Annotated in this window: 22 protein-coding genes; 12 read left to right on the top strand and 10 right to left on the bottom strand. The window is 71.3% G+C overall.

Features of this window, described 5'->3' with window-relative positions; all coding sequences use genetic code 11:
* Positions 1-3 precede the first annotated feature (3 nt).
* From ABZ664_RS12440 to alc, 6 genes are all read left to right on the top strand, one after another.
* The gene (locus ABZ664_RS12440) at positions 4-879 is read left to right on the top strand and encodes an FAD binding domain-containing protein (RefSeq protein WP_362507203.1); all 876 of its coding nucleotides are present in this window, start codon (positions 4-6) and stop codon (positions 877-879) included.
* On the top strand, positions 879-1,352 hold the full coding sequence (locus ABZ664_RS12435; RefSeq protein ID WP_362507312.1) for a (2Fe-2S)-binding protein: 474 nt from the start codon (positions 879-881) through the stop codon (positions 1,350-1,352). The genes ABZ664_RS12440 and ABZ664_RS12435 overlap by 1 nt, the downstream gene beginning before the upstream one ends.
* Positions 1,349-2,734, top strand: coding sequence for an 8-oxoguanine deaminase (locus ABZ664_RS12430; protein ID WP_362507200.1), 1,386 nt, complete (start codon positions 1,349-1,351; stop codon positions 2,732-2,734). Before ABZ664_RS12435 ends, ABZ664_RS12430 begins: the two co-directional genes overlap by 4 nt.
* A 143-nt stretch (positions 2,735-2,877) precedes the next feature.
* Complete coding sequence (locus ABZ664_RS12425) at positions 2,878-4,119, top strand: glycerate kinase (RefSeq protein WP_362507197.1); 1,242 nt, start codon at positions 2,878-2,880, stop codon at positions 4,117-4,119.
* A 57-nt stretch (positions 4,120-4,176) separates the two neighbouring features.
* Complete coding sequence (allB, locus tag ABZ664_RS12420) at positions 4,177-5,490, top strand: allantoinase AllB (protein WP_362507194.1); 1,314 nt, start codon at positions 4,177-4,179, stop codon at positions 5,488-5,490.
* Positions 5,491-5,571: 81 nt separating this feature from the next.
* Entirely contained in the window at positions 5,572-6,603 is a 1,032-nt protein-coding gene (alc, locus tag ABZ664_RS12415; RefSeq protein ID WP_362507191.1) for an allantoicase, read from the top strand.
* Between the two features lie 75 nt (positions 6,604-6,678).
* Here alc and pknB read toward each other — a convergent pair whose 3' ends face one another.
* The 4 genes from pknB to thiO all read right to left on the bottom strand — a co-directional run bounded on the left by pknB (position 6,679) and on the right by thiO (position 10,988).
* Positions 6,679-8,628: a Stk1 family PASTA domain-containing Ser/Thr kinase gene (gene pknB, locus ABZ664_RS12410; RefSeq protein WP_362507188.1), complete on the bottom strand. Its 1,950-nt coding sequence runs from the start codon at positions 8,626-8,628 to the stop codon at positions 6,679-6,681.
* Between the two features lie 75 nt (positions 8,629-8,703).
* Positions 8,704-9,522, bottom strand: coding sequence for a thiazole synthase (locus tag ABZ664_RS12405; protein ID WP_362507185.1), 819 nt, complete (start codon positions 9,520-9,522; stop codon positions 8,704-8,706).
* Between the two features lie 36 nt (positions 9,523-9,558).
* Entirely contained in the window at positions 9,559-9,759 is a 201-nt protein-coding gene (gene thiS / locus ABZ664_RS12400) for a sulfur carrier protein ThiS (RefSeq protein WP_362507182.1), read from the bottom strand.
* Complete coding sequence (thiO, locus tag ABZ664_RS12395) at positions 9,756-10,988, bottom strand: glycine oxidase ThiO (protein ID WP_362507179.1); 1,233 nt, start codon at positions 10,986-10,988, stop codon at positions 9,756-9,758. The genes thiS and thiO overlap by 4 nt, the downstream gene beginning before the upstream one ends.
* 314 nt (positions 10,989-11,302) lie before the next feature.
* Between thiO and ABZ664_RS12390 the strand changes: the two genes are divergently transcribed.
* Genes ABZ664_RS12390 through thiE form a run of 3 tightly spaced genes read left to right on the top strand, consistent with a single transcriptional unit; the run spans position 11,303 to position 13,525 of the window.
* On the top strand, positions 11,303-12,481 hold the full coding sequence (locus tag ABZ664_RS12390; protein ID WP_362507176.1) for an FAD-dependent oxidoreductase: 1,179 nt from the start codon (positions 11,303-11,305) through the stop codon (positions 12,479-12,481).
* A gap of 50 nt (positions 12,482-12,531) precedes the next feature.
* Positions 12,532-12,906 carry an Rv2175c family DNA-binding protein gene (locus ABZ664_RS12385; protein ID WP_362507173.1) on the top strand — a complete coding sequence of 125 codons (375 nt, stop codon included), beginning with the start codon at positions 12,532-12,534 and terminating at the stop codon, positions 12,904-12,906.
* Entirely contained in the window at positions 12,884-13,525 is a 642-nt protein-coding gene (gene thiE, locus ABZ664_RS12380) for a thiamine phosphate synthase (RefSeq protein ID WP_362507170.1), read from the top strand. The genes ABZ664_RS12385 and thiE overlap by 23 nt, the downstream gene beginning before the upstream one ends.
* A 217-nt stretch (positions 13,526-13,742) precedes the next feature.
* Here the strand turns inward: thiE and ABZ664_RS12375 are convergent, their stop codons facing one another.
* Complete coding sequence (locus ABZ664_RS12375; protein ID WP_362507167.1) at positions 13,743-14,810, bottom strand: polyprenyl synthetase family protein; 1,068 nt, start codon at positions 14,808-14,810, stop codon at positions 13,743-13,745.
* Between the two features lie 417 nt (positions 14,811-15,227).
* On the opposite strand from ABZ664_RS12375, the gene metF reads away from it, so the two are divergent.
* Positions 15,228-16,160 (top strand): methylenetetrahydrofolate reductase [NAD(P)H], encoded by a 933-nt coding sequence (gene metF / locus ABZ664_RS12370; RefSeq protein WP_362507164.1) that lies wholly within the window; start codon positions 15,228-15,230, stop codon positions 16,158-16,160.
* A gap of 23 nt (positions 16,161-16,183) precedes the next feature.
* Here the strand turns inward: metF and ABZ664_RS12365 are convergent, their stop codons facing one another.
* The gene (locus ABZ664_RS12365; RefSeq protein WP_362507161.1) at positions 16,184-16,732 is read right to left on the bottom strand and encodes a GNAT family N-acetyltransferase; all 549 of its coding nucleotides are present in this window, start codon (positions 16,730-16,732) and stop codon (positions 16,184-16,186) included.
* Positions 16,733-17,069: 337 nt separating this feature from the next.
* Positions 17,070-17,546 carry a YbaK/EbsC family protein gene (locus ABZ664_RS12360; protein ID WP_362507158.1) on the bottom strand — a complete coding sequence of 159 codons (477 nt, stop codon included), beginning with the start codon at positions 17,544-17,546 and terminating at the stop codon, positions 17,070-17,072.
* Positions 17,547-17,665: 119 nt separating this feature from the next.
* Between ABZ664_RS12360 and ABZ664_RS12355 the strand changes: the two genes are divergently transcribed.
* Both ABZ664_RS12355 and ABZ664_RS12350 read left to right on the top strand, forming a co-directional pair.
* The gene (locus tag ABZ664_RS12355) at positions 17,666-18,466 is read left to right on the top strand and encodes a L,D-transpeptidase family protein (protein ID WP_362507155.1); all 801 of its coding nucleotides are present in this window, start codon (positions 17,666-17,668) and stop codon (positions 18,464-18,466) included.
* 376 nt (positions 18,467-18,842) lie between these two features.
* On the top strand, positions 18,843-19,289 hold the full coding sequence (locus ABZ664_RS12350; RefSeq protein ID WP_362507152.1) for an SAV_6107 family HEPN domain-containing protein: 447 nt from the start codon (positions 18,843-18,845) through the stop codon (positions 19,287-19,289).
* Between the two features lie 222 nt (positions 19,290-19,511).
* On the opposite strand, the gene ABZ664_RS12345 is transcribed toward ABZ664_RS12350, so the two are convergent.
* From ABZ664_RS12345 to ABZ664_RS12335, 3 genes are all read right to left on the bottom strand, one after another.
* Positions 19,512-20,705, bottom strand: coding sequence for a PP2C family protein-serine/threonine phosphatase (locus tag ABZ664_RS12345; protein WP_362507149.1), 1,194 nt, complete (start codon positions 20,703-20,705; stop codon positions 19,512-19,514).
* A 150-nt stretch (positions 20,706-20,855) separates the two neighbouring features.
* Entirely contained in the window at positions 20,856-21,350 is a 495-nt protein-coding gene (locus tag ABZ664_RS12340; RefSeq protein ID WP_350948034.1) for a transcriptional regulator, read from the bottom strand.
* A 490-nt stretch (positions 21,351-21,840) separates the two neighbouring features.
* Positions 21,841-23,085, bottom strand: a complete 1,245-nt coding sequence (locus ABZ664_RS12335) for an arginine deiminase (protein WP_362507146.1) — start codon at positions 23,083-23,085, stop codon at positions 21,841-21,843.
* Positions 23,086-23,144: the final 59 nt, after the last annotated feature.

Raw genomic sequence — 23,144 nt, 5'->3', positions numbered from 1 at the left:
ACCATGGAATTCCTGCGACCCGCCACCTGGGCGGAGGCACTGGCCGCCAAGGCCGACCTGCCGGAGGCCGTGCCCATCCAGGGCGGCACCGACATGATGGTCGAGCTCAACTTCGACGTGCGCCGGCCCGCCGCGCTGCTCGACCTGAACCGGATCACCGAGCTCGCGGCGTGGAGCGAGGAGCCGGACGGCAGGCTCAGGATCGGCGCGGGCGTGACGTACGCCCGACTGATCGGCGAGCTGGGCGACCGGCTCCCCGGCCTGGCGCAGGCCTCCCGCACGGTCGGCTCGCCGCAGATTCGCAACCGCGGCACCGTGGGGGGCAACCTCGGCGCCGCCTCGCCCGCGGGGGACAGTCACCCGCCGCTCCTGGCCGGCGACGCGGTCGTGGAGGTCGAGTCCGAGGCCAGGGGGGTGCGGATGATTCCGGCCGACGAGTTCTACCTCGGGGTCAAGCGCAGCGCGCTGGAGGCCGACGAGCTGATCCGGGCGTTCTGGACGAGTCCCGCGAGCGGCCCCCAGTACTTCTCCAAGGTCGGCACCCGCAACGCCATGGTGATCGCGGTCTGCTCGTTCGCGATCGCGCTGCACCCCGGCGAGCGCCGGGTCGGCACCGGCATCGGCTCGGCCGCCCCGACCCCCCGCCGCGCCGTCGCCGCCGAGGAGTTCCTCGCCGCCGAGCTCGACTGGGAGGCCCGGCTCGACCCCGGGGTGCTGGAGCGTTTCGGGGAGCTGACGGCCGGGGCCGTCTCCCCGATCGACGACGTGCGCGGCACCGCCGACTACCGGCGCCACGCCATCGCGGTGATGGCGCGACGCACCCTCACCTGGGCGTGGAACGAGTTCCGCTCGGGACACTTCGAGAGGAGGGCCGGATGATGCGCGTCACCTTCACCGTCAACGGCCGCACGGAGGTCGCCGACGACGTCTGGGAGGGCGAGAGCCTCCTGTACGTCCTGCGCGAGCGCGTCGGCCTGCCCGGTTCCAAGAACGCGTGCGAGCAGGGCGAGTGCGGCTCCTGCACGGTCTACCTCGACGGGATCCCCGTCTGCGCGTGCCTGGTCGCGGCCGGGCAGGTCGAGGGACGTGAGGTCCGCACCGTCGAGGGGCTCGCCGACGGCGACCGGCTCGACCCGATCCAGGAGGCCTTCGTCGAGTGCGGCGCCGTCCAGTGCGGCTTCTGCACCCCCGGCCTCCTCGTACAGGCCCACGACCTGATCGAACGGGTCGCGCGGCCGTCCGACGCGGAGATCCGCGAGGCCCTGGCGGGCAACCTGTGCCGGTGCACCGGCTACGAGAAGATCCTCGACGCCGTGCGTCTGGCCGCGGCGCGGAAGGCGGAGGCCTCGTGAGCGCCACCCTGATCGAGAACGTCCACATCGCTCCGGTGGTGGGAGAGGAGATCCCCTCGGGGCACATCCACGTCGAGGGCGACAGGATCGTGGCCCTGGGCGCCGGCCCCGCGCCGGACGTCCCCGGGGCGGCCAGGATCGACGGCAGCGGCTGTCTCGCCACCCCCGGCCTGGTCAACACCCACCACCACCTCTACCAGTGGGCCTCCCAGGGGCTTGCCCAGGACGCCACCCTGTTCGAGTGGCTGACGGCGCTCTACCAGGTGTGGGCCGCGATGGACGCCGAGGTCGTCAGGGGCGCGGCGGGCGCGGGACTGGGTTATCTGGCCCTGTCGGGCTGCACCACCTCCAGCGACCACCACTACATCTTCCCCTCCGGGCGCGGGGACCTGTTCGCCGCGGAGATCGAGGCGGCGAGGCAGGTCGGCCTCCGCTTCCACCCCGCCCGGGGCTCGATGGACCGGGGCAGGTCGCAGGGAGGCCTGCCGCCGGACGTCGTGGTCGAGCGGCTGGACGAGATCCTCGAGGCGACGGCCGAGGCCGTCGACACCTACCACGACCCGTCCTTCTCCTCCATGCTGCGCGTCGCGGTCGCCCCCTGCTCGCCGTTCTCCGTCAGCGCCGACCTGATGACCGAGGCCGCCGCGCTGGCCAGGTCCAAGGGCGTGCGCCTGCACACCCACCTCGCCGAGACCCTCGACGAGGAGGAGCACTGCCTGCGACAGGTCGGGCAGCGCCCGGTCGACTACATGGAGAAGCTCGGCTGGCTCGGCCCTGACGTGTGGTTCGCCCACGCCGTCCACCTGAGCGACGGCGACATCGACGTCTTCGCCCAGACCGGTACGGGTTCGGCGCACTGCCCCAGCTCCAACGGCCGCCTCGGCGCCGGGATCGCCCGCGTCTCGGAGATGCTTCACCGGGGGGCGAACGTCGGCCTGGGCGTGGACGGCAGCGCCTCCGCCGAGCTGACCTCCCTCTCCGGCGAGATGCGCCAGGCCCTGCTGTTCCAGCGGGCCAGGTACGGGCCCACCGCGCTCACCGCGCGCCAGGCCCTGGAGATCGCGACCCTCGGAGGGGCGAGGAACCTGGGCCGTCAGGAGGAGCTCGGTTCCCTGGAGGCAGGCAAGCTCGCCGACATCGCCCTCTGGCGCACCGACGCCTTCGCCTCCGCGGTCGCCGACCCGGTCTGCGCCCTGGTGTTCGGCACCCGGCAGCCTCCGCTGGCCCGCCTGCTGGTCGGCGGCGAGACCGTCGTCGAGGACGACGAACTGCGTACCGTCGCCCAGGACGAGCTCGGCCGCGCGGGAGGCGAGGCGCACCGCCGTCTCATGCGCCTGGCCGAGGAGCAGGGCTTCACGGCGGCGAAGGAGGTCGGCGGATGAGACGGGCCACAGGGCCGGGCGTCGAGGGCGCGCGGGGACGGATGTGATGATGGTCCTCCGTCTCACCGGGGTCCGGCGTCCGCCTCCCGGCCGTTCACGCCGGCCGGGGAGGCACGCCCCCCGTCCGTCAGCAGGGAGCAGGGTTGTCTGAGTCTTCGGGACACGTCGTGATCGCCCCGGACAAGTTCAAGGGCTCGCTCACCGGCGCCGAGGTCGCCGCGCGGGTCGCGGCGGGCCTCGGGCCAGGCGTCGCCACGGTCGCGTTACCGGTGGCCGACGGCGGTGACGGCACCGTGGACGCGGTCGTGGCCTGCGGGTTCACCCGCGTCGAGGTCGAGGTCACCGGTCCCGTCGGTGACCCGGTCCTCGCCTCCTACGCCTGGCGCGACGCCTCCTCGGGGGAGGGCGCCCTCGCGGGAGGGGACGTGGCGACGGCGGTCGTCGAGCTGGCCGAGGCGTCAGGGCTGCGGCGGTTGCCGGTCGCCTCGGGGCGCGCGGTCACCGAGGGATCTCCCGCGCACGAGGGGGTGGAACTCGCCCCGCTCACCGCGACCAGCCACGGCACCGGCGAGCTGATCGCCCACGCGGTACGGCGCGGGGCGAGGCGGGTCGTGCTCGGCCTCGGCGGCAGCGCCTGCACCGACGGTGGCGCGGGCATGATGCGGGCGCTCGGCGTCCGTTTCCTGGATTCCGGCGGACGGGAACTCCCTTTCGGGGGAGCGGCCCTCCGCGACCTGGAAAAAATCGATATTTCCGGACTTATCGCGATTGATGATGTCGAGTTCGTCGTCGCCGGTGACGTGGACAACCCGCTGCTCGGCCCGCACGGCGCCGCCGCCGTGTACGGACCGCAGAAGGGCGCGAGCCCCGACGACGTGAAGCTGCTCGACCGGGCACTCGCCAGGCTCGCCGCCGTCGCCGCGCACACCCACGGCCTGGTCGGCGCCATCGAGCACGACGGTGTCGTCCGCTCGATGGGCGTGGCGGGGAGGCCGGGCGCGGGCGCCGCCGGGGGAGTGGGCTTCGCCGCGCTGGCCTTCCTCGCGGCCGACTTCCGCCCCGGCATCGACTACCTCCTGGAGCTGCTCGGCTTCCGCGACCGGCTCGAGGGCGCGCGCCTCGTCATCACCGGCGAGGGCTCGCTCGACGAGCAGACACTGCGCGGCAAGGCCCCCGCCGGGGTCGCGAGCGCCGCGGCCAAGGCGGGCGTCCCGGTCGTCGCGGTCTGCGGGCGCCGCACGCTGGGCGACGAGGAGCTGAACGCGGCGGGGATCACCGCCGCCTACGCGCTCACCGACATCGAGCCCGACCCGGCCGTGTGCATGGCCCAGGCGGGCCCGCTGCTGGAACGGCTCGCCCGCACGGTCGCGGAAAGGCACCTCTGACAGGCGGCTGACAGGCGGCTGACAGGCAGGTCACGGACGGCGAGGAACGGAGAGTGGATGAGCGCAGAGGTTGAGGAAGTGGCGGATCTGGTCATCCGGTCCCGCAGGGTCGTGCTGCCTCAGGGAGAGGGCCCGGCGGCGGTCGCGGTAAGAGGCGGGAAGATCGTCGGGGTGCACTCCCACGACGCCGGGCCGGACGCCGTCGAGCAGGTCGACCTCGGCGGCGTCGCGCTGCTGCCCGGCCTGGTCGACACCCATGTGCACGTCAACGAGCCGGGCCGTACCCACTGGGAGGGGTTCGCCTCCGCCACCCGGGCGGCCGCCGCGGGCGGGGTGACCACGATCGTGGACATGCCGCTCAACTCGCTGCCACCGACCGTGAACGCGGACGCCCTGGCCGTGAAGCGCGAGGCGGCGGACGGGCAGTGCGCGGTGGACGTCGCCTTCTGGGGCGGGGCGATCCCCGGAAACGTCGGAGACCTGCGGCCGCTGCACGAGGCGGGCGTGCGCGGGTTCAAGTGCTTCCTGTCCCCGTCGGGCGTGGACGAGTTCCCGCCGCTTGACGAGGACGGGCTGCGGGCCGCCATGGTGGAGATCGCCTCCTTTGACGGGCTGCTGGTCGTCCACGCCGAGGACCCCGCGCTGCTCGCCGACCCGGAAGGGCCGGGATACCCGGAGTTTCTCGGCTCCCGGCCCGGAGAGGCCGAGTGCCGCGCCGTCGAACGGGTCGCCGCGCTGGCGGGGGAGACCGGGGTGCGGGCGCACATCCTGCACGTGTCGTCCGCGCTGTGCCTGGAACCGCTGGCGAAGGCGAGGCGGGAGGGGGTGAGGCTCACCGCGGAGACCTGCCCGCACTACCTCACGCTGATGGCCGAGGAGGTGCCCGAGGGCGCCACCCAGTTCAAGTGCTGCCCGCCGATCCGCTCCTCGGCCAACCGTGACGAACTCTGGCGCGGCCTCGCCGACGGGGTGCTCGGCTGCGTCGTCTCCGACCACTCGCCGTCCACCCTCGACCTGAAGGTGCCCGACTTCGCCACCGCCTGGGGCGGGATCTCCTCCCTGCAGCTCGGCCTCACCGCCGTCTGGACCGAGGCGGCACGGCGCGGGCACGGCCTGGGCGACGTCGTGCGCTGGATGGCGGAACACCCGGCCGCGCTGGCCGGGCTGCGCGGTAAGGGCGCCATCGCCGTGGGCGCGGACGCCGACCTGGTCGCCTTCGACGCCGACGCCGTCCACACCGTGGACGTCTCCACCCTGCACCACAGGAACCCGGTCACTCCCTACCACGGCAGGACGCTGGTGGGCGAGGTCCGTACGACGTGGCTGCGCGGCCGGGTCGTGGGGAACGATCCCCAGGGCACCCTCCTGTAGGACGACGCCGCCAAGACGATCCCGGTCCGCGGTGAGACCGCTACGGCGGCCCGGCCGGTTCACCGTGAGAAAGGCCTCTCCTTGACCGAACCGACCAACGTGACCAACGCGACCGAGCCGACCAACGTGACCGAGCCCACCAACGCGACCAGCCCTGCCGAATTCACCGCGCTGCCCGACCTCGCCCTGCGCACCCTCGGCGGCGCGGTCGTCGCGGCCAACGACGAGTCCTTCGCCGAGAGGGAGAGCCTCATCAGGCCGGGCCGTCCCGGCTTCATGCCGCACACCTTCGGAGCCAAGGGCCAGGTCTACGACGGCTGGGAGACCCGCAGGCGACGCGAGCCCGGCCACGACTGGGCCCTGGTCAGGCTCGGCATGCCCGGCGTGGTGAGGGGCGTGGTGATCGACACCGCCTGGTTCAAGGGCAACTACCCGCCGTACGCCTCCGTCGAGGCCGTCGAGGTCGAGGGCTACCCGACGGTCGCCGAGCTGGAGGCGGCCGACTGGGTGGAGATCGTTCCCAGAAGTGGTCTCAAGGGGGACGCCGAGCACCTCTTCGCGGTGTCCGGCGAGCGCCGCTACACGCACGTGCGGCTGAACATGTTTCCCGACGGGGGCATCGCCCGTCTGCGGGTGCACGGCGAGGTCAGGCCCGACCTGTCCCTGTACGAAGGGTTCGGACTGGACCTGGCCGCCCTGGAGAACGGCGCGCTCGTCACCGCCTGCTCCAACGAGTTCTACTCCTCGCCCAACAACGCCATCTCACCGGGTCTCGCCCGTCACCAGGCCGAGGGCTGGGAGACCGCACGCCGCCGCGACGGTGGCAACGACTGGCTGGTGATCCGCCTGGCGGGCTCCGGCGTCGTCGGCCTCGCCGAGATCGACACCACCAACCTGGTGTTCAACGCCCCCGCCGAGGTCTCCATCACGGGCACCGCGGACGGCACCACCTGGTTCCCGCTGCTGCCCAGGACCCGCCTGCTGCCCGACACCCGGCACCGCTTCCGCATCCGGGACGCGCCCGCGGCCACGTACGCCAGGGTGGACATCTATCCCGACGGCGGCCTGGCCAGGGTCCGCCTGCACGGCTTCCTCACCGAGACCGATGGCTGACGCGGCCCCGGCGACGGATGACGCCCCCGGTCCACCTGCGCCCGTACGGCCTCCTTCGCGGGGGCCGTACAGGGGTCAGTACCAGATGGTGACCTGGGTGCCGGGCGGGACCGCCTGGCCGCCCGGCGGGATCTGGGCCAGGACCCGGCCCTTGCCCAGGGTGCGCTTCATCTTCACCGTGACCCCCGCGGCGCGCAGCTCGTCTCTCGCCGCCCGGTAGTCCTTGAAGACGATGTTCGGGATCACCACGACGTTGCCGCCGTTGTCTCCGTTCTCCCCGGGCGGGACCTCGCCGTCGCGCTCCCAGGGCCAGCGCCACTCGCTGCTGCACTGCGACAGGGTGAGCCGGACCACGGCGCCCTTGTCGATCTCGGCCTTGGGCTGCGGGTCCTGGGCGATGACGGTGCACGGCTGGGCCGAGTCGGTCTGCTCGACGAACTCGGGAGCGAACCCCGCCCCGCGCAGCACCCCATCGGCCTGGTCGCGAGGCATGCCCCTCACGTCCGGCATGAGCAGGCCCGCGCTCACGATCAGGTCGACCTTGCTGTTCTCCCTGACCGGGTTTCCCACGGCGGGGACGGTCCGCATCACCTGGCCGCGCGGCACGGTCTCGCTGGGCTGCTTCTTGACATCGTCGACGAGGAGTGAGGACTCGGCCAGCCTGCTCCTGGCCTGCGGTTCGGTCATCCCCACCACATTGGGCACCGCGACCCGCTTGGGACCGGCGGAGGCGATGAGGATCAGCTTGCTCCCCGGCTCGGCCTCGGTGCCGGCCACGGGCTCGGTGCGCAGCACGGTCCCCTTCGGGGCCTTCTCGTCGTGCTCGGCCTTGCCGGTCTCGACGGTGAAGCCGCGCTGCTTGGCCTCGCCGGTGGCGGCCGTGATGTTCTTGCCCACCAGGGTGGAGGGCACCACGATGGCGGTGTTCTGCGAGAACAGCCAGCCGGTCACCCCCACCGCGATCACCATGACCGCGGCGAGCCCGATCAGGAACCAGCGGGCGCCGGACCTCCTGCCTGCCTTGGGAGCGGTCGTGTGGTGGTCGTCGGCCGGGCCGGTGGGCAACTCCACGCGGGGCTGGATCAGCGTGTGGTTGGCCGGGGCGGGGGGCGTGGGCGCCGCCATCTCGTGGCCGTGCGGCGGGCCGACGGGCAGGGACGGCACCGGGCCGCTCTCCTTGGGCAGCATCCGGTGGGCCTCGACGGCGGCGACGAGCAGCGCGGTGGCGTCCACGGGGCGGTTCGCGGGATCGCGGGCCGTCGCCTTCGCCACCAGGGTGTCGAGCAGCGGGGGAGAGCCGGGCAGCAGTGCCGAGGGCACGGGAACCGTGTCGTGCACGTGCCGGTAGGCGACCGACATCGGGGTCTCGCCCTCGTAGGGCTGGCGGCCGGTCAGAAGCTCGAACAGCATGATGCCGGCCGCGTAGACGTCGCTGCGGGCGTCGGCGCCTCCCGCGGTCACCTGCTCGGGCGACATGTAGCCGATGGTGCCGATCATGACACCGGTGCGCGTCTGGTTGCTCGCCTCGATCGCGCGGGCCAGGCCGAAGTCGACGACCTTGACCCGGCCGTCGTCGGCGAGCAGCACGTTCTCCGGCTTGACGTCCCGGTGGATCAGGCCGGACTGGTGGGCGGCGCCCAGCGCGGCGAGGACCGGGATCATGACCTCCAGCGCCTCGCGGGCGGGCAGCCTGCCCCGGGCACGGAGCACGTCGCGCAGGGTCCGGCCCGGCACGTACTCCATCGAGAGATAGACGTTGTCGCCGTCGGTGCCCTGGTCGAACACGTGCACCACGTTGGGGTGCGACAGGCTGGCCACCGACTTGGCCTCGCCGATGAAGCGACGCACGAAGGCGGGGTCCTCGGCGAGCGAGCGGTGCATCACCTTGACGGCGACCGTGCGGTCGAGCCGGACGTCCAGGGCCAGATAGACGGTCGCCATTCCGCCCCGGGCGATCCGGGACTCGACGCGGTAACGCCCGTCGAGGAGTTTCCCGACCAGGGGGTCCGTAAGCGTCGTGTCCACGTGGCCGAGTTTACGGGCGATTTGGCGCGGGCAGGATCCCCGAATCCCAAACCGATGCCGAGACGTGGTGGTTTTCTATCGATGGACCGTCGGCGGCCTGTCGATCGAGGGAGAGGAGGCTTCCGCGTAGCGACGCCGGGGTATCCGCCCGGCCATACGCGCGGCCCGGCCTGCGGAGACGGCCGAGCGCATCGCCTGGGCCATCAGGGCGGGACGCTGTGCCCGGGTGACCGCCGTGGCCAGCAGGACCGCGTCGCAGCCGAGCTCCATGGCGAGTGCCGCGTCGCTGGCCGTGCCGATCCCGGCGTCCAGGATCACCGGCACGCTCGCGAACTCCACGATCAGCTCGATGTTGTGCGGGTTGCGGATGCCGAGTCCCGAGCCGATCGGCGCACCCAGCGGCATCACCGCCGCGCAGCCCACCTGCTCCAGTCTGCGTGCCAGTACGGGATCGTCGCCGATGTAGGGCAGCACCGTGAACCCGTCGGCGACCAGCCGCTCCGCCGCGTCGAAGGTCTCGATGGGGTCGGGCAGCAGAGTGCGCTCGTCGGCGATGACCTCCAGCTTGACCCAGTCGGTCTCCAGCGCCTCCCTGGCGAGCCTGGCGGTCAGCACGGCCTCACCGGAGGTGAAGCAACCCGCGGTGTTCGGCAGCACCTTGATGCCGCGCCGTCGCAGCACGTCGAGCACCGAACCCCGCGCGGACGGGTCGAGCCGCCGCATCGCGACGGTGGTCAGCTCGGTCCCGGAGGCGGCGAGCGCCTGGTCGAGGATCTCCAGGGACGGGGCGCCCCCGGTGCCCATGATGAGGCGGGAGGAGAACTTCTCGCCGCCGATGACCAGATCGTCCACCGGGTCCGTCGTCAACCGGCCGGCCTCCCTGGCGTCCGTCATAGACCTGTCGATCCCTCTCGCGTCCTTCGTCACCGGTCAGCCTCCCTGGACCGCGGTGAGCACCTCGACGCGGTCGGCCTCCACGAGCGCCGTGGAATCCCAGGCGCCGCGCGAGACGACCTCGTCGTTCACCGCGACGGCCACCCCGTTCCGTACCTCGGTCAGCCGCCGTACGGCCTGCGCGACGGTCGCACCCGGGGGCAACTCGTGCGCGGCGCCATTGATGGTCACGTTCATCTGTACTCCTGCGGTGTGTGCTCCCGGAGGCGGTGCTCCCATGGCGGAGGTTTTGGGGAATCGAGTTCCCGGGAACGGTGCTCCCGGTGGCGGTCCTGGGCGCCGCGATCACGGAAGCGGAGCGGCGAGCAGATCGCGGAGAGCCCGGCGTCCGTCTCGCCCGTCTCCTGCGAGCAGAGGTCGGCGGTGAGCGGCGCGAGCAGGACCCCGCCCCGGTGATGCCCGGTGGCCAGGTGGAGACCGGGCACGATCGTGGGGCCGATCAGCGGCAGGTTGTCCGGGGTGCCCGGACGCATGCCCGCAGTCATCTCGGCCACCTCCAGCTCGGTCACCCCGGGGACGAGCTCCCGCGCGTCGCGCAGCAGCTCCCACAGTCCACCGGCCGTGACGCGGGTGTCGAAGCCCATCTCCTCCTGGGTGGCGCCGAGGACCGTCTCGCCGTCGCCGCGCGGGACCAGGTAGACGTGCGAGCCGTGAACGACCCCGCGCACACACCGCCGCAGGATCGGCGCGGGGGAGCGCAGTCGCATGATCTGGCCCTTGACCGGCCGTACCGGGGGCAGCGCCTCCGGGGGCACCCCCTCCAGGGAGCCCGACCAGGCTCCGGCGGCGAGGACCACCAGGTCGGCTCCGACGGTCTCGCCGGTCGAGAGGCGTACCCCGGTGGCCCTTCCCGAGGCGGTGATCAGCTCGGCCGCGCGGGCGCGTACCAGGGCGCCGCCCGCGCGCTCCAGGGCCGCAAGGAGTGCCGCGGTGACCCTCCTGGGGTCCACCCAGGCGTCGCCGCCGGCCAGCAGGCCACCGCGGACCGCGGGGGCGAGCATGGGCTCCAGGCGGCGGCACTCGCGGCCGGTGAGCCGCTCGGCGGGCAGCCCCAGCCTGGAGACGAAGGCGGCGAGGTCGTCCAGCGCCGCCAGGTCGTCGGAGCCGAAGGCGACGTCGAGCGTGCCGTCGGTGCGGTAGTCGAGGTCGTGCCCGCTCGCGTCCGCCAGTTCGGCGGCGAAGGCGGGCCAGCGCTTCAGGGAGGCGAGCCCCAGCCGCAGCAGCGGCTCCTCGGTGTAGGTGACCTCGCTCACCGGGGCCAGCATGCCCGCCGCCGCGTACGAGGCGCCGGAGGCCGGCGCGGGGTCGGCGACCGCCACCCTGCGGCCCAGGACGGCGGCGCGCCACGCCACCGACAGGCCGATCACGCCGCCGCCCACGACGAGGAGGTCGAGATGGTCCGCCATACGTGCTCCGCTCCCTTCGCCGGCATGACCCGGATCAGGTTCGTGGCGGTCGAGGGCCCGCTCGCGGTCGTCTCCGGACCTCGCTCGCCGTGCCGTGCGGGGCGCTTCTCCTCGCACATCACCAGCTCGCAGGGGGTCCTTCCTCGTCCGCAGCCCTCCTCTCAGCCCGGTGCGTTCCGGGCTCCCGCGCGTCTTCTCCTCTCACCCTAAGGGCTGGGGCAACACGCTTAGCGCGTTAGATGTGAGGTAAATCCCGTTTTCGTTATCAACGACCGTTGGTAGGAGTACGGGGTTCCCGCTTATCGTCGGGAAGTGTGAATCATGTCGTGGTGGTTGGAGCCGGCCTCGCCGGTGTGCGCAGCGTGGAGGCGTTACGAGCCCGTGGGTTCGGCGGCAGGATCACCCTGATCGGAGAGGAGCGGCACCGGCCCTACGACCGCCCGCCCCTGTCCAAGGGAGTGCTGCTCGGCGAGACCGATTCCACGGTCGTCGACTCCGACCTCGACGCGCTTGAGATCGACTTTCGCGCGGGCGTGTCGGCCAAGGGTCTCCATCCCGGTGTGGTGGAGACCACCGAGGGCGAGATCGCCTACGACGGCCTGGTCGTCGCGACCGGTGCCCGCCCGATCAGGCTGCGCGGGGACGGCCCCCAGCACGTGGTGCGCACCATCGACGACGCGCTCCGGCTGCGCTCCCTGCTCGGCGAGGGAGTCAGGGTCGCCGTCATCGGCGCGGGCTGGATCGGCGCCGAGGTGGCGACCGCCGCCCGCAGGGCGGGCTGTGCCGTGACCGTCGTCGAGGCCGCCCGCACCCCGCTGGCCACCGCGCTCGGCGAGGTCGGTGCGTACACCGCCCCCTGGTACGCCGAGGCGGGCGTCGACCTGCGCCTGGGCACCATGGTCGCCTCCGTCGACCACGGGGGGCTCACTCTGGCGGACGGCTCCGCGGTGGAGGCCGACGTGGTCGTCACCGGAGTGGGCGTGCGGCCCGCGACCGAGTGGCTGGCCGGATCCGGCATCAGGCTCGACAACGGCGTGGTCACCGACGAGCACCTGCGCACCTCGCTGCCCGACGTGGTCGCCGTGGGCGACTGCGCCGCCTGGTGGTCGCGCCGCTACGGCATCCGCCTGCGCGTCGAGCACTGGGACACCGCCCTGGGCGCCCCGGACGTCGCGGTGGCCACACTCCTCGGCGACGCCGCGGTCTACGACCCGGTCCCCTATTTCTGGTCCGAGCAGTTCGGCCACATGGTCCAGTACGCCGGCCACCACGACGGTGCCAGGCTCATCCTGAGAGGCGATCCGGCGGCCGAAGGGAAGCCCAGGTGGGCGATCTGCTGGGTGACCGAGGACGACAGGCTCACGGCGGTGCTCTCGGTCAACCGCCCCCGCGATCTGGTCCAGGGGCGCCGCCTCATCGAGGGCGGACAGCGCCTCGACGTCGATCGCCTCACCGACCCTGCGATAGCGTTGCGCGATTGTACGGTGGCGTAACCTCGCCGCCGGGTGTTTGGCGAAGGGCTCGATGTGGTAGTGGTGGATTCGTGACGCTTTCTGTTGCGCAGATCGACCGGGAAACCGACCAGTTGGTGGGCGAGTGGCTCACCCTGACCGAGGTGGCCAGAAGGCTCAACCTGAGCGCCGGTCGCGCCAAGCAACTTCTCAAGGACCGTAAGCTCATCGGAGTGCGCAGGGGCGGCGGAGAGCCGCAGGTCCCCGCCGTGTTCCTCGTCGACGGAGACGTGATCAAGGGCCTTCCTGGGACCCTCACCGTGCTCCTGGACGCCGGATACGACGACGTCGAATCCCTTCGCTGGCTTTTCACTCCCGACGACACGCTGCCGGGCTCACCGGTGGACGCGATCGTGGCGGGCCGCCACACCGAGGTGAAGAGACGTGCCCAGGCCCTCGGTTTCTGACGCCCGCCTGTATCTCTGCACGGACGGGCGCCGAGACCGGGGAGACCTCGCGGACTTCCTCGACGCCGCCCTCGCGGGCGGGGTCGACATCGTGCAGCTGCGCGAGAAGGGCCTTGAGGCGCGCGAGGAGCTCGACCTCCTCGCCGTCTTCCGCGAGGCCTGCGACCGGCACGGCGCCCTCCTGGCCGTGAACGACAGGGCCGACATCGCGTACGCGATCCGTCCCGACGTGCTCCACCTCGGCCAGGATGATCTGCCGGTGCGGGTCGCGCGCGACATGCTCGGCGACGACATCCTCATCGGGCGTTCCACTCACGCCCCCGAGGAGGCGTCCGCTGCGGCCGTCGAGCCCGGAGTCGACTACTTCTGCTGCGGCCCGATCTGGCCGACCCCTACCAAACCGGGAAGGTCCGCCCCGGGCCCCGGCCTGCTCAGGCACGCCGCGGCCCTGGAGACCGACCGGCCATGGTTCGGCATCGGCGGCATCGACCTCGCCAACCTGGAGGAGGTCATGTCGTACGGCGTGCGCAGGGTCGTGGTCGTCCGGGCGATCACCGAGGCCGACGACCCCAAGGCGGTGGCGGCGGAGTTCAGGCGGAGGCTGGACGCTCCCGCCTGAGGCTTCCGCCGTCCCGGCGGCTCGCCGCCCGGCGGGGACCGTGCCCATGGCCGGGCGGATCGCCCTGTCGTCGGCCCGGTCCTGTTCGCCGCCTGTCGGGAGTCGGCTCTGCCGGGAGCCGCCCCGTCGTGAGCGGCATGCCGGGAGCCGCTCCGTCGTGAGCGACTACGCCGCGAGCCGTCCTGTCGTGAGCCGTTCCGTCGTGTGCCGGGTACGGTCAGGTCCGCCGGGAGGTGGCGGCCACCGCGAGGTCGGCCAGGGCCGCGCGGGCCTCGGGGAGGATCGGTGCGCCCTCCAGCGAGCCGAGGGCGTTCTCCAGATACCCCTTGATGAGGTCCTCGCACGCCACGAGGGCCCCCGTCTCCTCGATGATCTGACGCAGCCGGTCGATCCCCGTCTCGTCCAGGTCCGGGTCGCCGAGCGTGGTGCGCACCACCTGAGCCTGGGACTCCGAGGCCACGGCGAGCGTGCGGGCGATGAGCATCGTCCGCTTGCCCTCACGAAGATCGTCGCCAGCCGGTTTGCCGGTCTCGTCCGGGTCGCCGAACACGCCGAGGATGTCGTCGCGCAGCTGGAAGGCGATGCCCACCGACTGCCCGTACTCCTCGCAGAGCCGGTCGATCCAGGGCTCCCTGCCCCGGGCCGCCAGCACCAGGCCGAGCCTGAGCGGCTGCTCCACGGAATACTTGCCGCTCTTGAAGAGGGCGACCCGCAGCGCGCTTTCGAAGGTGCCCTCGCCGTGCGCCTGCTCCAGCAGGTCGAAGTACTGACCGCACATCAGCTCGGTGCGCATGTCGTCGTGGACCTTCTGCGCCGCCGCCAGAGAGGCGGCCGGCAGGCCACTGTTGCGCCACATCTCACCGGACCAGATGAGCATCAGGTTGCCCAGCAGGATGGCGGCCCCCTCGCCGAACTGTTCGGCCGAACCGTGCCAGCGGGCCTTCCTGTGCAGGTCCTCGAACCTGCGGTGCGCCGAGGGCATGCCCCGGCGCAGATCGCTGGCGTCCATCACGTCGTCGTGCACCAGAGCGCTGGCCTGGAGCAGCTCAAGCGAGGCCGCGGCGGAGAAGATGGCGGGCTCCTCACCCCCGCCCGCACCGTGCCAGCCCCAATAGCAGAAGGCGGGGCGCAGCCGCTTGCCGCCCGCGAGGAAATCCTCGGCCGCCGAGATGAGCGGCGCCAGCTCCGGAGCGCTGACCTGTGGGCGCTGTTGTTCGACGAATCGCCGAAGAGAACGATCCACCTCGGACCGGATCATGTCCAACGCGGCTGCAGAAGTGATCATCGAATACCTCCAGTGTGGAGACCCTGGGCTTCAGCTCTGGGGGGAAAACGCGGTACGGCGCCGTGCATCCCGGCGTCGTGACCGGCGGTGATGACACCCCGACCACCGTACGCATGATGGACAAGACCCTCTCCGCCGGCCCGGTGGAGAGGTGGCACGCCTGTGGAGCCGGTGTGGTGGGGCACGACACCTCCGGGTTCCTTGCGACTGAGGATGAGGCAGGGAACCCAATCTATGAAAATTGGAATCCCCGGCTTTGACGGCGTGAGGAGGTCAGGTAATGAGATTAACGGTCCAAGGGGACATTTCGATCTAGAGGGGTGGTTGTTTACGTGCTAATTGTGACAAGTCCGCTCCACGTCCGGCGGACATGATCTGATCGGGCGGCCGAGCGGCCGGGCAAGTATCCTTGACCCCATGGCTTTGGGTCGCGCGTCTGTCCTCCCTGATCGTGTCGCCACCGTCCGCGAACTCCTCGCTGCCGGTGCCCGCTCGTTCTCCTTCGAGTTCTCCCCCCCGAAGACCGACGAGGGGGAGCGTCAGCTCTGGCGCGCCGTCCGTGAGCTGGAGTCACTGCACCCCACCTTCGTGTCCGTCACCTACGGCGCCGGCGGCAGCACCCGCGACCGCACGGTCGACATCGTCGAGCGGATCGCCCGCGAGACCACGCTCACCCCGGTCGCCCACTTCACCGCCGTCAACCACTCCCTCCGCGAGCTGCGCCATCTGATCGGCCGCTTCGCGGGAGCGGGCGTGCGCAACATCCTCGCCGTGCGGGGCGACCCGCCCGGCGACGTGACGGGCGAGTGGGTGCGCCACCCCGAGGGCGTCCTGTACGCCGAGGAGCTGGTCCGGCTCATCCGGCAGTCCGGCGACTTCTGCGTGGGCGTGGCCGCCTTCCCGTACAAGCACCCCAGATCGGCCTCGATCGAGTCCGACACCGACTACTTCGTGCGCAAGTGCCGCGCGGGCGCCGACTACGCGATCACCCAGATGTTCTTCCGCGCCGAGGACTACCTGCGGTTGCGTGACCGGGTGGCCGCCGCCGGCTGTGACACGCCGATCATCCCCGGCATCATGCCCGTCACGCAGATGAGCACCATCGCCAGGTCCGAGCAGCTCTCCGGGGCGCCGTTCCCGCCGGAGGTGGCCGAGAGGTTCGCGGCCGTCGCCGACGACCCGGCCGCGGTGCGCAGCCTCGGCATCGAACACGCCGCCGAGCTCTGCCAGACCCTGCTCGACGAGGGCGCGCCGGGCATCCACTTCATCACCTTCAACCGCTCAAGCGCGACCCGGGAGGTCTTCCAGGCGCTCGACCACACGCCGGAGATCGCCCCGCTGCCGACCTGAGACCGCGGATCCTTCGGGGCGGCTCAGCCGCCCAGCGGCAGGGGGGTCCCGAGGATCGCGTAGCGCTCGTGCCCGCCGGGGAAGACGAACTGCGTGAGCAGGTCCACGAAGCCGACGCTGCGATAGAGGTGGCGTGCCGCGGTGGGCTGGTCGCGGGTCGACAGCACGGCGGTGCGCTCCAGGCGGCCCGCGCACATCCCCGTGATCATCGCCCGGCCGATGCCCTTGCCCTGGTAGTCGGGGCGGACGTGGATCTCGGCGAGCTCCAGCGCGTCGCCCAGCCAGCCGCGGGCGCCGCCCTCTCCGTACTTGTCCGCGAGGGCTCGCCTGACCACGTCGTGCCACCACTGGCCGGGAACCCCGTGGAAGCCGTAGGCGATGCCCACGGGGGTGCCGTCGGGGAGCTCGGCGAACAGGCAGGTGAAGGCGGGATGGGTGGCGTGGTTTCCCATGATGAGCCTGCGGCCGGCGACCTGGTCGGCCGGAGGGTTCATCGCCTCGGTGTAGACGCCGAGGACCGCGTCCAGCCGGAGCGTGAACTCGTCGGGGCCGATCCGTCGCAGTCCGATCACGCGTCGCACCCTAGCAGGGTGGACGTGGCACGGGTCACCGCGTGGCGAGGAAGGGTTATCCGGCGCTCACCAGGGAGTTTCCCGGCCTTTCCCACCCGCCTGCCGACCCGGTCACGAAGGGCCTGACCGGCTTCTCGCGACCGCGCCCGGAGCCGTGCGGTTCCGGGCGCGGTCGCGAGCGTCGTGTCGTGCGTACGGAGCACCGGCGTGCTCACCCGCGGCCCGCTCGGTGTGGGGCCGGTCGTGTCGCGCGTACGAGCTCGCCGGGCCGTGGGCGCGGAGGCCCGGTCGGGGGCACGAGCCCGTGGACACCGACTTCAAAAGCCGCGCGAAGCCGTTATTCGACCTCGACGGGGACCCCACCGGTGATGCGGACGAGCTCGTCGAAGGAGGTTGGGAAGACGGTGTGCGGGTGGCCGGCCGCGGCCCAGACGACCTCGTGTTTGGCCAGCCAGGTGTCGACCAGGGTTCTGACCGGGGCGGGGTGGCCGATCGGGGCGACGCCGCCGATGACCTGGCCGGTGGCCGCCCGCACGAAGGCGGGGGCGGCGCGTTTCACCTTCTCCGCTCCGGCCGTCCTGGCGATCAGGTCGGTGTCGACGCGGTGGGCGCCGCTGGTCAGCACCAGGAGCGGCTCACCGTCGGCGTCGAATACCAGGCTGTTGGCGATGGCGCCGACCTCGCAGCCGAGCTGCGCGGCCGCGGTGGCGGCGGTGGGGGTGGCCTCCGCGAAGATGACGATCTCGCCGGGGACGCCGTGCTCGCGCAGGACGGCGGCGACCTTCTCGATGTTCGGATGCAACTTTTCTGGCACGCGGCCACTCTAAACAGATTGACCGTTGATTGCCGTTTCATGACCGGCTGTCTGCACGGGGAAACCGTGCGCTATGGTCCCTTGACCCGATCCATAGTGATGTGAGGAGTTGATCGAAAATGGGGGTTGGACTGCGGCCGGGAGTGGCCGCGCTGATGACGGCGGGGGCCGTGCTCCTCTCTTCCGTGGGCGTCGCCCTTCCTGCCGGCGCCGCGGCGGCGGGGACGTTGGGTTCCCCGGCCGTCACGGCGGGGGTGACGGGCGCGTCCTCGTTCGTCGCGCCCGGCAAAACGCTCAAGCTCGGTGCGAAGGGCGCCGCGGTGAAGGTGCTCCAGACCCGGCTGACCGAGCTCGGCTACGCCCCGGGCAGGATCGACGGCCGCTACGGCGGGGCGACCCTGACGGCGATCTGGGCCTTCCAGAAGGTGAACGGCATCTCGCCGACCAGCACCGTGGCACGCAGGACCTGGGACGCTCTGGAGACCCCCCTGGCGCCGAAGGTGCTCGTTCCCAACGGCAAGCCGACCCGGGTGGAGGTCAACCTCGCCAAGCAGGTGATGGTCCTCTACGTGAACGGCACGGTGAAGCTGATCAGCCACACCTCCTCCGGCAGCGGGATCGCCTACTGCGAGACGGCCACCTGGGAGGGCAGGACCCAGCGGTTCTGCGGTGACGCGCGCACGCCGACCGGCGACTACAAGACCACCTGGCGCAGGGACGGCTGGCACAAGTCCTACCTGGGCCAGCTCTACAACCCGATCTTCTTCAACGGGGGCATCGCCTTCCACGGCGCGCTGTCGGTGCCGCTGGCGCCCGCCTCCCACGGTTGCGTACGACTGCCGATGCACGTGGCGGAGGTCCTTCCCGGGCTGCTCGGTACGGGAGTGCCGGTGCACGTCCGAGGCAGGTTCGTCCGGTAGGGGCGATCCGGCGGAACGCGAGCCGCCGGTCGTGCCCTCGCCGGGCGCGAGCAGGGGCCCCGGGAGACGGTGATCTCCCGGGGCCCTTTCGCGTGCTCCAGATGCCCGAAGGTCGAACCTTTGTTCGTCGTTTTACTTGACAGTATTAGTGATCGAATTTATGTTCGATGTGATGACACGGGGCTCGCGGCTCGTGTTCCAAGAGCGGCCGATCGGGTCCATGTCGTCGGCGAAGACGATCGGACCAGGTCAGGGTGGACGGGGAGAGGGGAAGCTCCTCGTCCGGTCGTCCGGCGGATTTGTCGGTGGGGTCTGCGAATGTGATACCACCGGCGAAAACGCCGGAGCCGCTTGCGACCAAGGAGGCTGAAGCGCTATGACCCCTCGGCTCGGCGATTCCGGTGGGCCCCGGCTGTCCCCCACGGTGCGGGCACACCTCACAGACGCGCGCGACTGCCTCGAAGAGGCCGCCGCCGCCAGGACCTCCGCCGCGCGTTACGTCGCGGCCCACCTCGCCGCGCTCAGGGCGGCCGCCGCCGTCCTGGCGGCCCGTCCCCGTCCGATGCAGGGTCGCAGGCGCAGGCTGCGCAGCGCCTGGGAGCTGCTGCCCGAGGCCGAGCCCCGCCTGGCCGAGTGGGCACCCTACTTCGAGACGAGCGCGGCCAAGCGGGCCGCCGCCGAGGCGGGCCTGACCCGCACGGTGTCCTCGCGAGACGCCGAGGAGCTCATCTCCGAGGCGGAGCGGTTCGTCACCACCGTGGAGAAGCTGCTCGGTGTCCCGAGCCAGCCCATGCTCCCGGGCCGGATCCCTCTAGCCGGTTAGAGCGGGAGCGGCCTCCCACCCGGGAGCGGCCGCCCGAGCTCATCGGCGCCGTCCCCGTACGTCCCGCCTCCACCGGTCCCGCCGGCGGACGCAGGGCGTACGGGGACGTTCTCGTGCCGTCGTTCCCTCGTGCCTCGTTCTCCCACGCTTTTCTCGCGCCGGTGTTCTCTCACGCCGCCGTGAAGCCGTTTTCGCGCCGCTGTTCCCTCGCGGCGCTCTTCCTCACGCCGCCGTGGAGTTCTGGCGGACGGCGCGGTGGCGCAGCAGGAGCATCGCGGCGTCGTCGCTCAGCGGCCTGCCCACGTGGTCGAGCAGGTCGGCGCGCAGGGCGTCCAGCGAGCCCTGGGGGTCCTCGCCCTCCAGCAGGTACGCCCGCTCCAGCAGCGGATAGAACTCGCCCGCGTCGTCGCGTGCCTCGATGACCCCGTCGGTGTAGAAGAGGACCTGATCGCCAGGCTCGAAGGGGATGTGGTGCGGCCGCGGCTCGACGGCCTTGAGGGCGCTCATACCCAGCGGGAGCGCCTCGTCCGGAGGGTCGGCGAACCAGACCCCGCCGTCGGCGTCGAGCACCAGGGGCGCCGGGTGGCCGCAGTTGATGACGGTGATGGTGGAATCGCCGCTGATCTCGGCCAGCACGGCGGTCACGAACTGCTCGCCGGACAGCTCGCGGCTCAGGGCGTTCTCCAGGCGGCCCACGACGCCCTGGAGCGTTCTCTCGTCGTGGGCCGCCTCACGGAAGGCCCCGAGCGCGACCGCGGCCGTCTCCACGGCCTCCAGGCCCTTGCCCTGGACGTCTCCCACGATGATCCTCACCCCGTGCGGGGTGGTGACGACCTCGTACAGGTCGCCGCCGATCCTGGCCTCCGCCGTGGCGGAGGTGTACGAGACGGCCACGCCGATGCCCGGTCCCGCGCGGCGGGGCACCGGGCGCAGCAACACCCGCTGGGCGGCCTCGGCCACCGAGCGCACGTCGGCGAGCTGGCGTTCGTGGCGCAGCCGTCCGGCGCTGGCCAGCACGCCGGCCACGGTGACGCCGAGGATGGCGATGAGGGTGATGTTGATGCGGGACGAGAGGATGTCGTTGTAGAGGCCGAGCGCGAAGCACAGCGCCAGGGCGACAACGCCGACCACCGTGGTGCGGGTCAGGTCGCAGGCCACGCTGGCGAAGGCCGGGCCGAGGGCGAGCAGCGGCAGAAGGCCGGACGTGGGGCCGGTGCCGAAGTCGATCGCGGCCACCACGGCCATCACGACGAACGGCAGGAGTTTCAGGGTGCTCTGGGTCCGGGTGGTGCCGATCGAGGTCAGCAGCCGCGGAAAGGCGCGCGTCCTGGTCGATCCCGGCTGCGCCGGGGCGGTGCGGAGACGGGTCTTGGAGGTCGATCGAGAGTGATCGATCCGATCATCCCCCCTGGCCATGTCCACCACACCTCGCTAAATGCGTGTCTGCCTTTTCCTACCACAATGGCTGTAGCCCGGGGCGGAACTAAGGACAGGTTCTGCTGAGAACGAGGGGCTCTGCGGGGTGGGTACGCCGGTTGCGGCGCACCCACGACCGGTCAGGGGTCGTCAGAAGGCTTCGACGGCTCGGCGGGCCTCCGGGTCCAGGACACCCCAGCCGATGAGCTCCTCGGTGAGCTCACTGGGGGACTTGTCGTAAATCACGGCGAGGGAGCGGAGATCCTCCTGGCGGATGGACAGCACCTTGCCGTTGTAGTCGCCACGCTGGCTCTGGATGGTGGCCGCGTAACGGGCGAGCGCGCCCGCCTTCTCCTTGGGGAGCTGGGCGAGACGCTCAAGGTCGATCACAAGCTTCGGTGTCGGGCCAAGAGGGCTCGGAGCGGAACCCCCCGGCAGCAACTCCGAGACCGGCACCCCGTAGAAATCAGCCAGTTCGGCAAGCTTCTGCACGGTGACGGCACGGTCGCCACGCTCGTAGGAGCCCACGACGACCGCCTTCCAGCGTCCCCGGGACTTCTCTTCGACTCCGTGCAGGGACAGGCCCTGCTGGGTGCGAATGGCGCGGAGTCTTGCACCCAGTGACTTGGCGTACTCAGACGGCATGGTGTGGCCCCCCGGCTCTGTTATGTAGTGCTCTCAACTTGATTGTGCTACCTCGCAACTTATGCCCCGTTCACCGGGTTGATGCCTGAGGCTGGCACCTTTGGTGACCGGTGCGTCAGGGTTCACCCGATAACGCCACGAGGTGTGGTTACGGACAGTGACGGTAAAGCTGTGGGCGCCTAAGGTCAAGCTGATTGGAAAAAAGATGTCGAATCCGATCCGGTGGGGTCCGCCTCAAACGCCGCACTTGTCCTACCCGACATGACGGAAACTCCGGTTTTTTCGGTGCTTTCGCCTGATTCCCGCATCTTATGGATGGTTTGCGGCAGCGGCGTCGCGGGGGGCGGTGACGGGCGTATGATCTTGAACGACGCGCCCTCCGGGGAACACCCGGTGCGACGGTCCCGCCCGTCGGAGACGGCGGCCTGCGGCGTGCCCGCGTGCCGGTCGCGGGCCCGCGAGCGCCGTCCCGGCTTCCCGCGGGGGAGGGTCAGATGCCCTCGCGTTCGAGCGGGCAGCTCATGCAGCGCGGGCCGCCCCGGCCCCGGCCGAGTTCGCTGCCCCGGATCGTGATGACCTCGATCCCGTTCTCGCGCAGGTGGTTGTTGGTGGTGGTGTTGCGCTCGTAGGCCACCACCACGCCGGGACGCAAAGCGAGCACGTTGCAGCCGTCGTCCCACTGCTCCCGCTCGGAGGAGTAGACGTCCTGCGTCGCGCTGAGGACCTTGATGTCGTCCAGCCCGATCGCCCGCGCGATGGCCCGGTGCATGTCCTCGGGAGGATGGTCAGTGATCTTGAGTTCCTTCTCGTTGTCGCCGGGTTCGACCGTGTAGGAGGGCAGCATGCCCAGTCCCGCGAACTTGGTGAAGACGCCGACGTCCACGTTGGTCATGACCGTGTCCAGGTGCATGAAGGCCCGTGCCTTCGGCATGTCCAGCGCGACGATTTTCGTCGCGGCACCTCGCCTGAACAGGCTTCGCGCGAGCATCTCGACCGCCTGGGGCTGCGTACGCTCGCTGATCCCCACCAGCACCGCGCCCCGGCCGATGACGAGCACGTCACCGCCCTCGATGGTGGCGGGAGCCGCGGGGGTGCCCGGCATCCAGACGTTGTAGCCGCCCTCCTCCGGACGGTCGTAGCCGGACGCGAAGGTCGGGTGGTAGCGGTAGATCGCCTCCATGTTGAGGGTCTCGCGGCGGCGTGCCTTCTTTCTCATCGCGTTGATCGAGACGCCGTCGTAGATCCAGCAGGAGGTGTCGCGGGTGAACAGGTGATTGGGCAGCGGGGGCAGGACGAAGTCGTCCGGCCTGAGCGTGTGGAAGGCGAGGCTCTTGGGATCGGTGCCCAGCTCCACCAGTTCGCGCTTGGTGATGCCCCCGGTGAGATAGCGCTTGAGCGTGACGGAGTCCATCGAGTCGAGCGCGTTGCGGATGGCGTCGACGGCCATCGGGCCGAAGTAACGCTCGTCGGCGATGCCGTCCAGGATGTGCTTGCGCGCCTCGGGGATCTCGACCGTCTCGTGGAGCAGGTCGGAGAGCATGTGGACGGTGACGCCCTGGTCGACCAGAAGCCTCTGCCACTCCTCGTGCTCCTCCACGGCGCGCTGGACCCACAGCACGTCGTCGAAGAGGAAGTCGTCCTTGTTCGACGGCGTGAGCCGTTTCAGGGCGAGTTCCGGCCTGTGCAGCAGGACCTGGTGGAGCCGGCCGACCTCGGAGTCGACGTGAAAGGTCATTTCTCTTCCTTAGCGGCTGGTTGACGGGGGTGGCCGGTGGCGGGCACGCCGGGACGGCC

It is taken from the genome of Streptosporangium sp. NPDC006930 (genome assembly GCF_040635605.1).
Classification (GTDB): domain Bacteria; phylum Actinomycetota; class Actinomycetes; order Streptosporangiales; family Streptosporangiaceae; genus Streptosporangium.
Note: the sequence above shows the minus strand (reverse complement) of the source record. Positions and strands in the feature narration are given on the sequence as shown.

What these genes read in the sequence shown, in the direction of transcription:
- ABZ664_RS12340 (WP_350948034.1), bottom strand. Translation starts at nt 21,350, where the DNA reads ATGCCGTCTGAGTACGCCAAGTCACTGGGTGCAAGACTCCGCGCCATT.
- allB (WP_362507194.1), top strand. Translation starts at nt 4,177, where the DNA reads ATGAGCGCAGAGGTTGAGGAAGTGGCGGATCTGGTCATCCGGTCCCGC.
- ABZ664_RS12345 (WP_362507149.1), bottom strand. Translation starts at nt 20,705, where the DNA reads ATGGCCAGGGGGGATGATCGGATCGATCACTCTCGATCGACCTCCAAG.
- metF (WP_362507164.1), top strand. Translation starts at nt 15,228, where the DNA reads ATGGCTTTGGGTCGCGCGTCTGTCCTCCCTGATCGTGTCGCCACCGTC.
- ABZ664_RS12335 (WP_362507146.1), bottom strand. Translation starts at nt 23,085, where the DNA reads ATGACCTTTCACGTCGACTCCGAGGTCGGCCGGCTCCACCAGGTCCTG.
- ABZ664_RS12405 (WP_362507185.1), bottom strand. Translation starts at nt 9,522, where the DNA reads ATGACGGACGCCAGGGAGGCCGGCCGGTTGACGACGGACCCGGTGGAC.
- ABZ664_RS12375 (WP_362507167.1), bottom strand. Translation starts at nt 14,810, where the DNA reads ATGATCACTTCTGCAGCCGCGTTGGACATGATCCGGTCCGAGGTGGAT.
- ABZ664_RS12355 (WP_362507155.1), top strand. Translation starts at nt 17,666, where the DNA reads ATGGGGGTTGGACTGCGGCCGGGAGTGGCCGCGCTGATGACGGCGGGG.
- ABZ664_RS12435 (WP_362507312.1), top strand. Translation starts at nt 879, where the DNA reads ATGCGCGTCACCTTCACCGTCAACGGCCGCACGGAGGTCGCCGACGAC.
- ABZ664_RS12350 (WP_362507152.1), top strand. Translation starts at nt 18,843, where the DNA reads ATGACCCCTCGGCTCGGCGATTCCGGTGGGCCCCGGCTGTCCCCCACG.
- ABZ664_RS12440 (WP_362507203.1), top strand. Translation starts at nt 4, where the DNA reads ATGGAATTCCTGCGACCCGCCACCTGGGCGGAGGCACTGGCCGCCAAG.
- thiO (WP_362507179.1), bottom strand. Translation starts at nt 10,988, where the DNA reads ATGGCGGACCATCTCGACCTCCTCGTCGTGGGCGGCGGCGTGATCGGC.
- thiS (WP_362507182.1), bottom strand. Translation starts at nt 9,759, where the DNA reads ATGAACGTGACCATCAATGGCGCCGCGCACGAGTTGCCCCCGGGTGCG.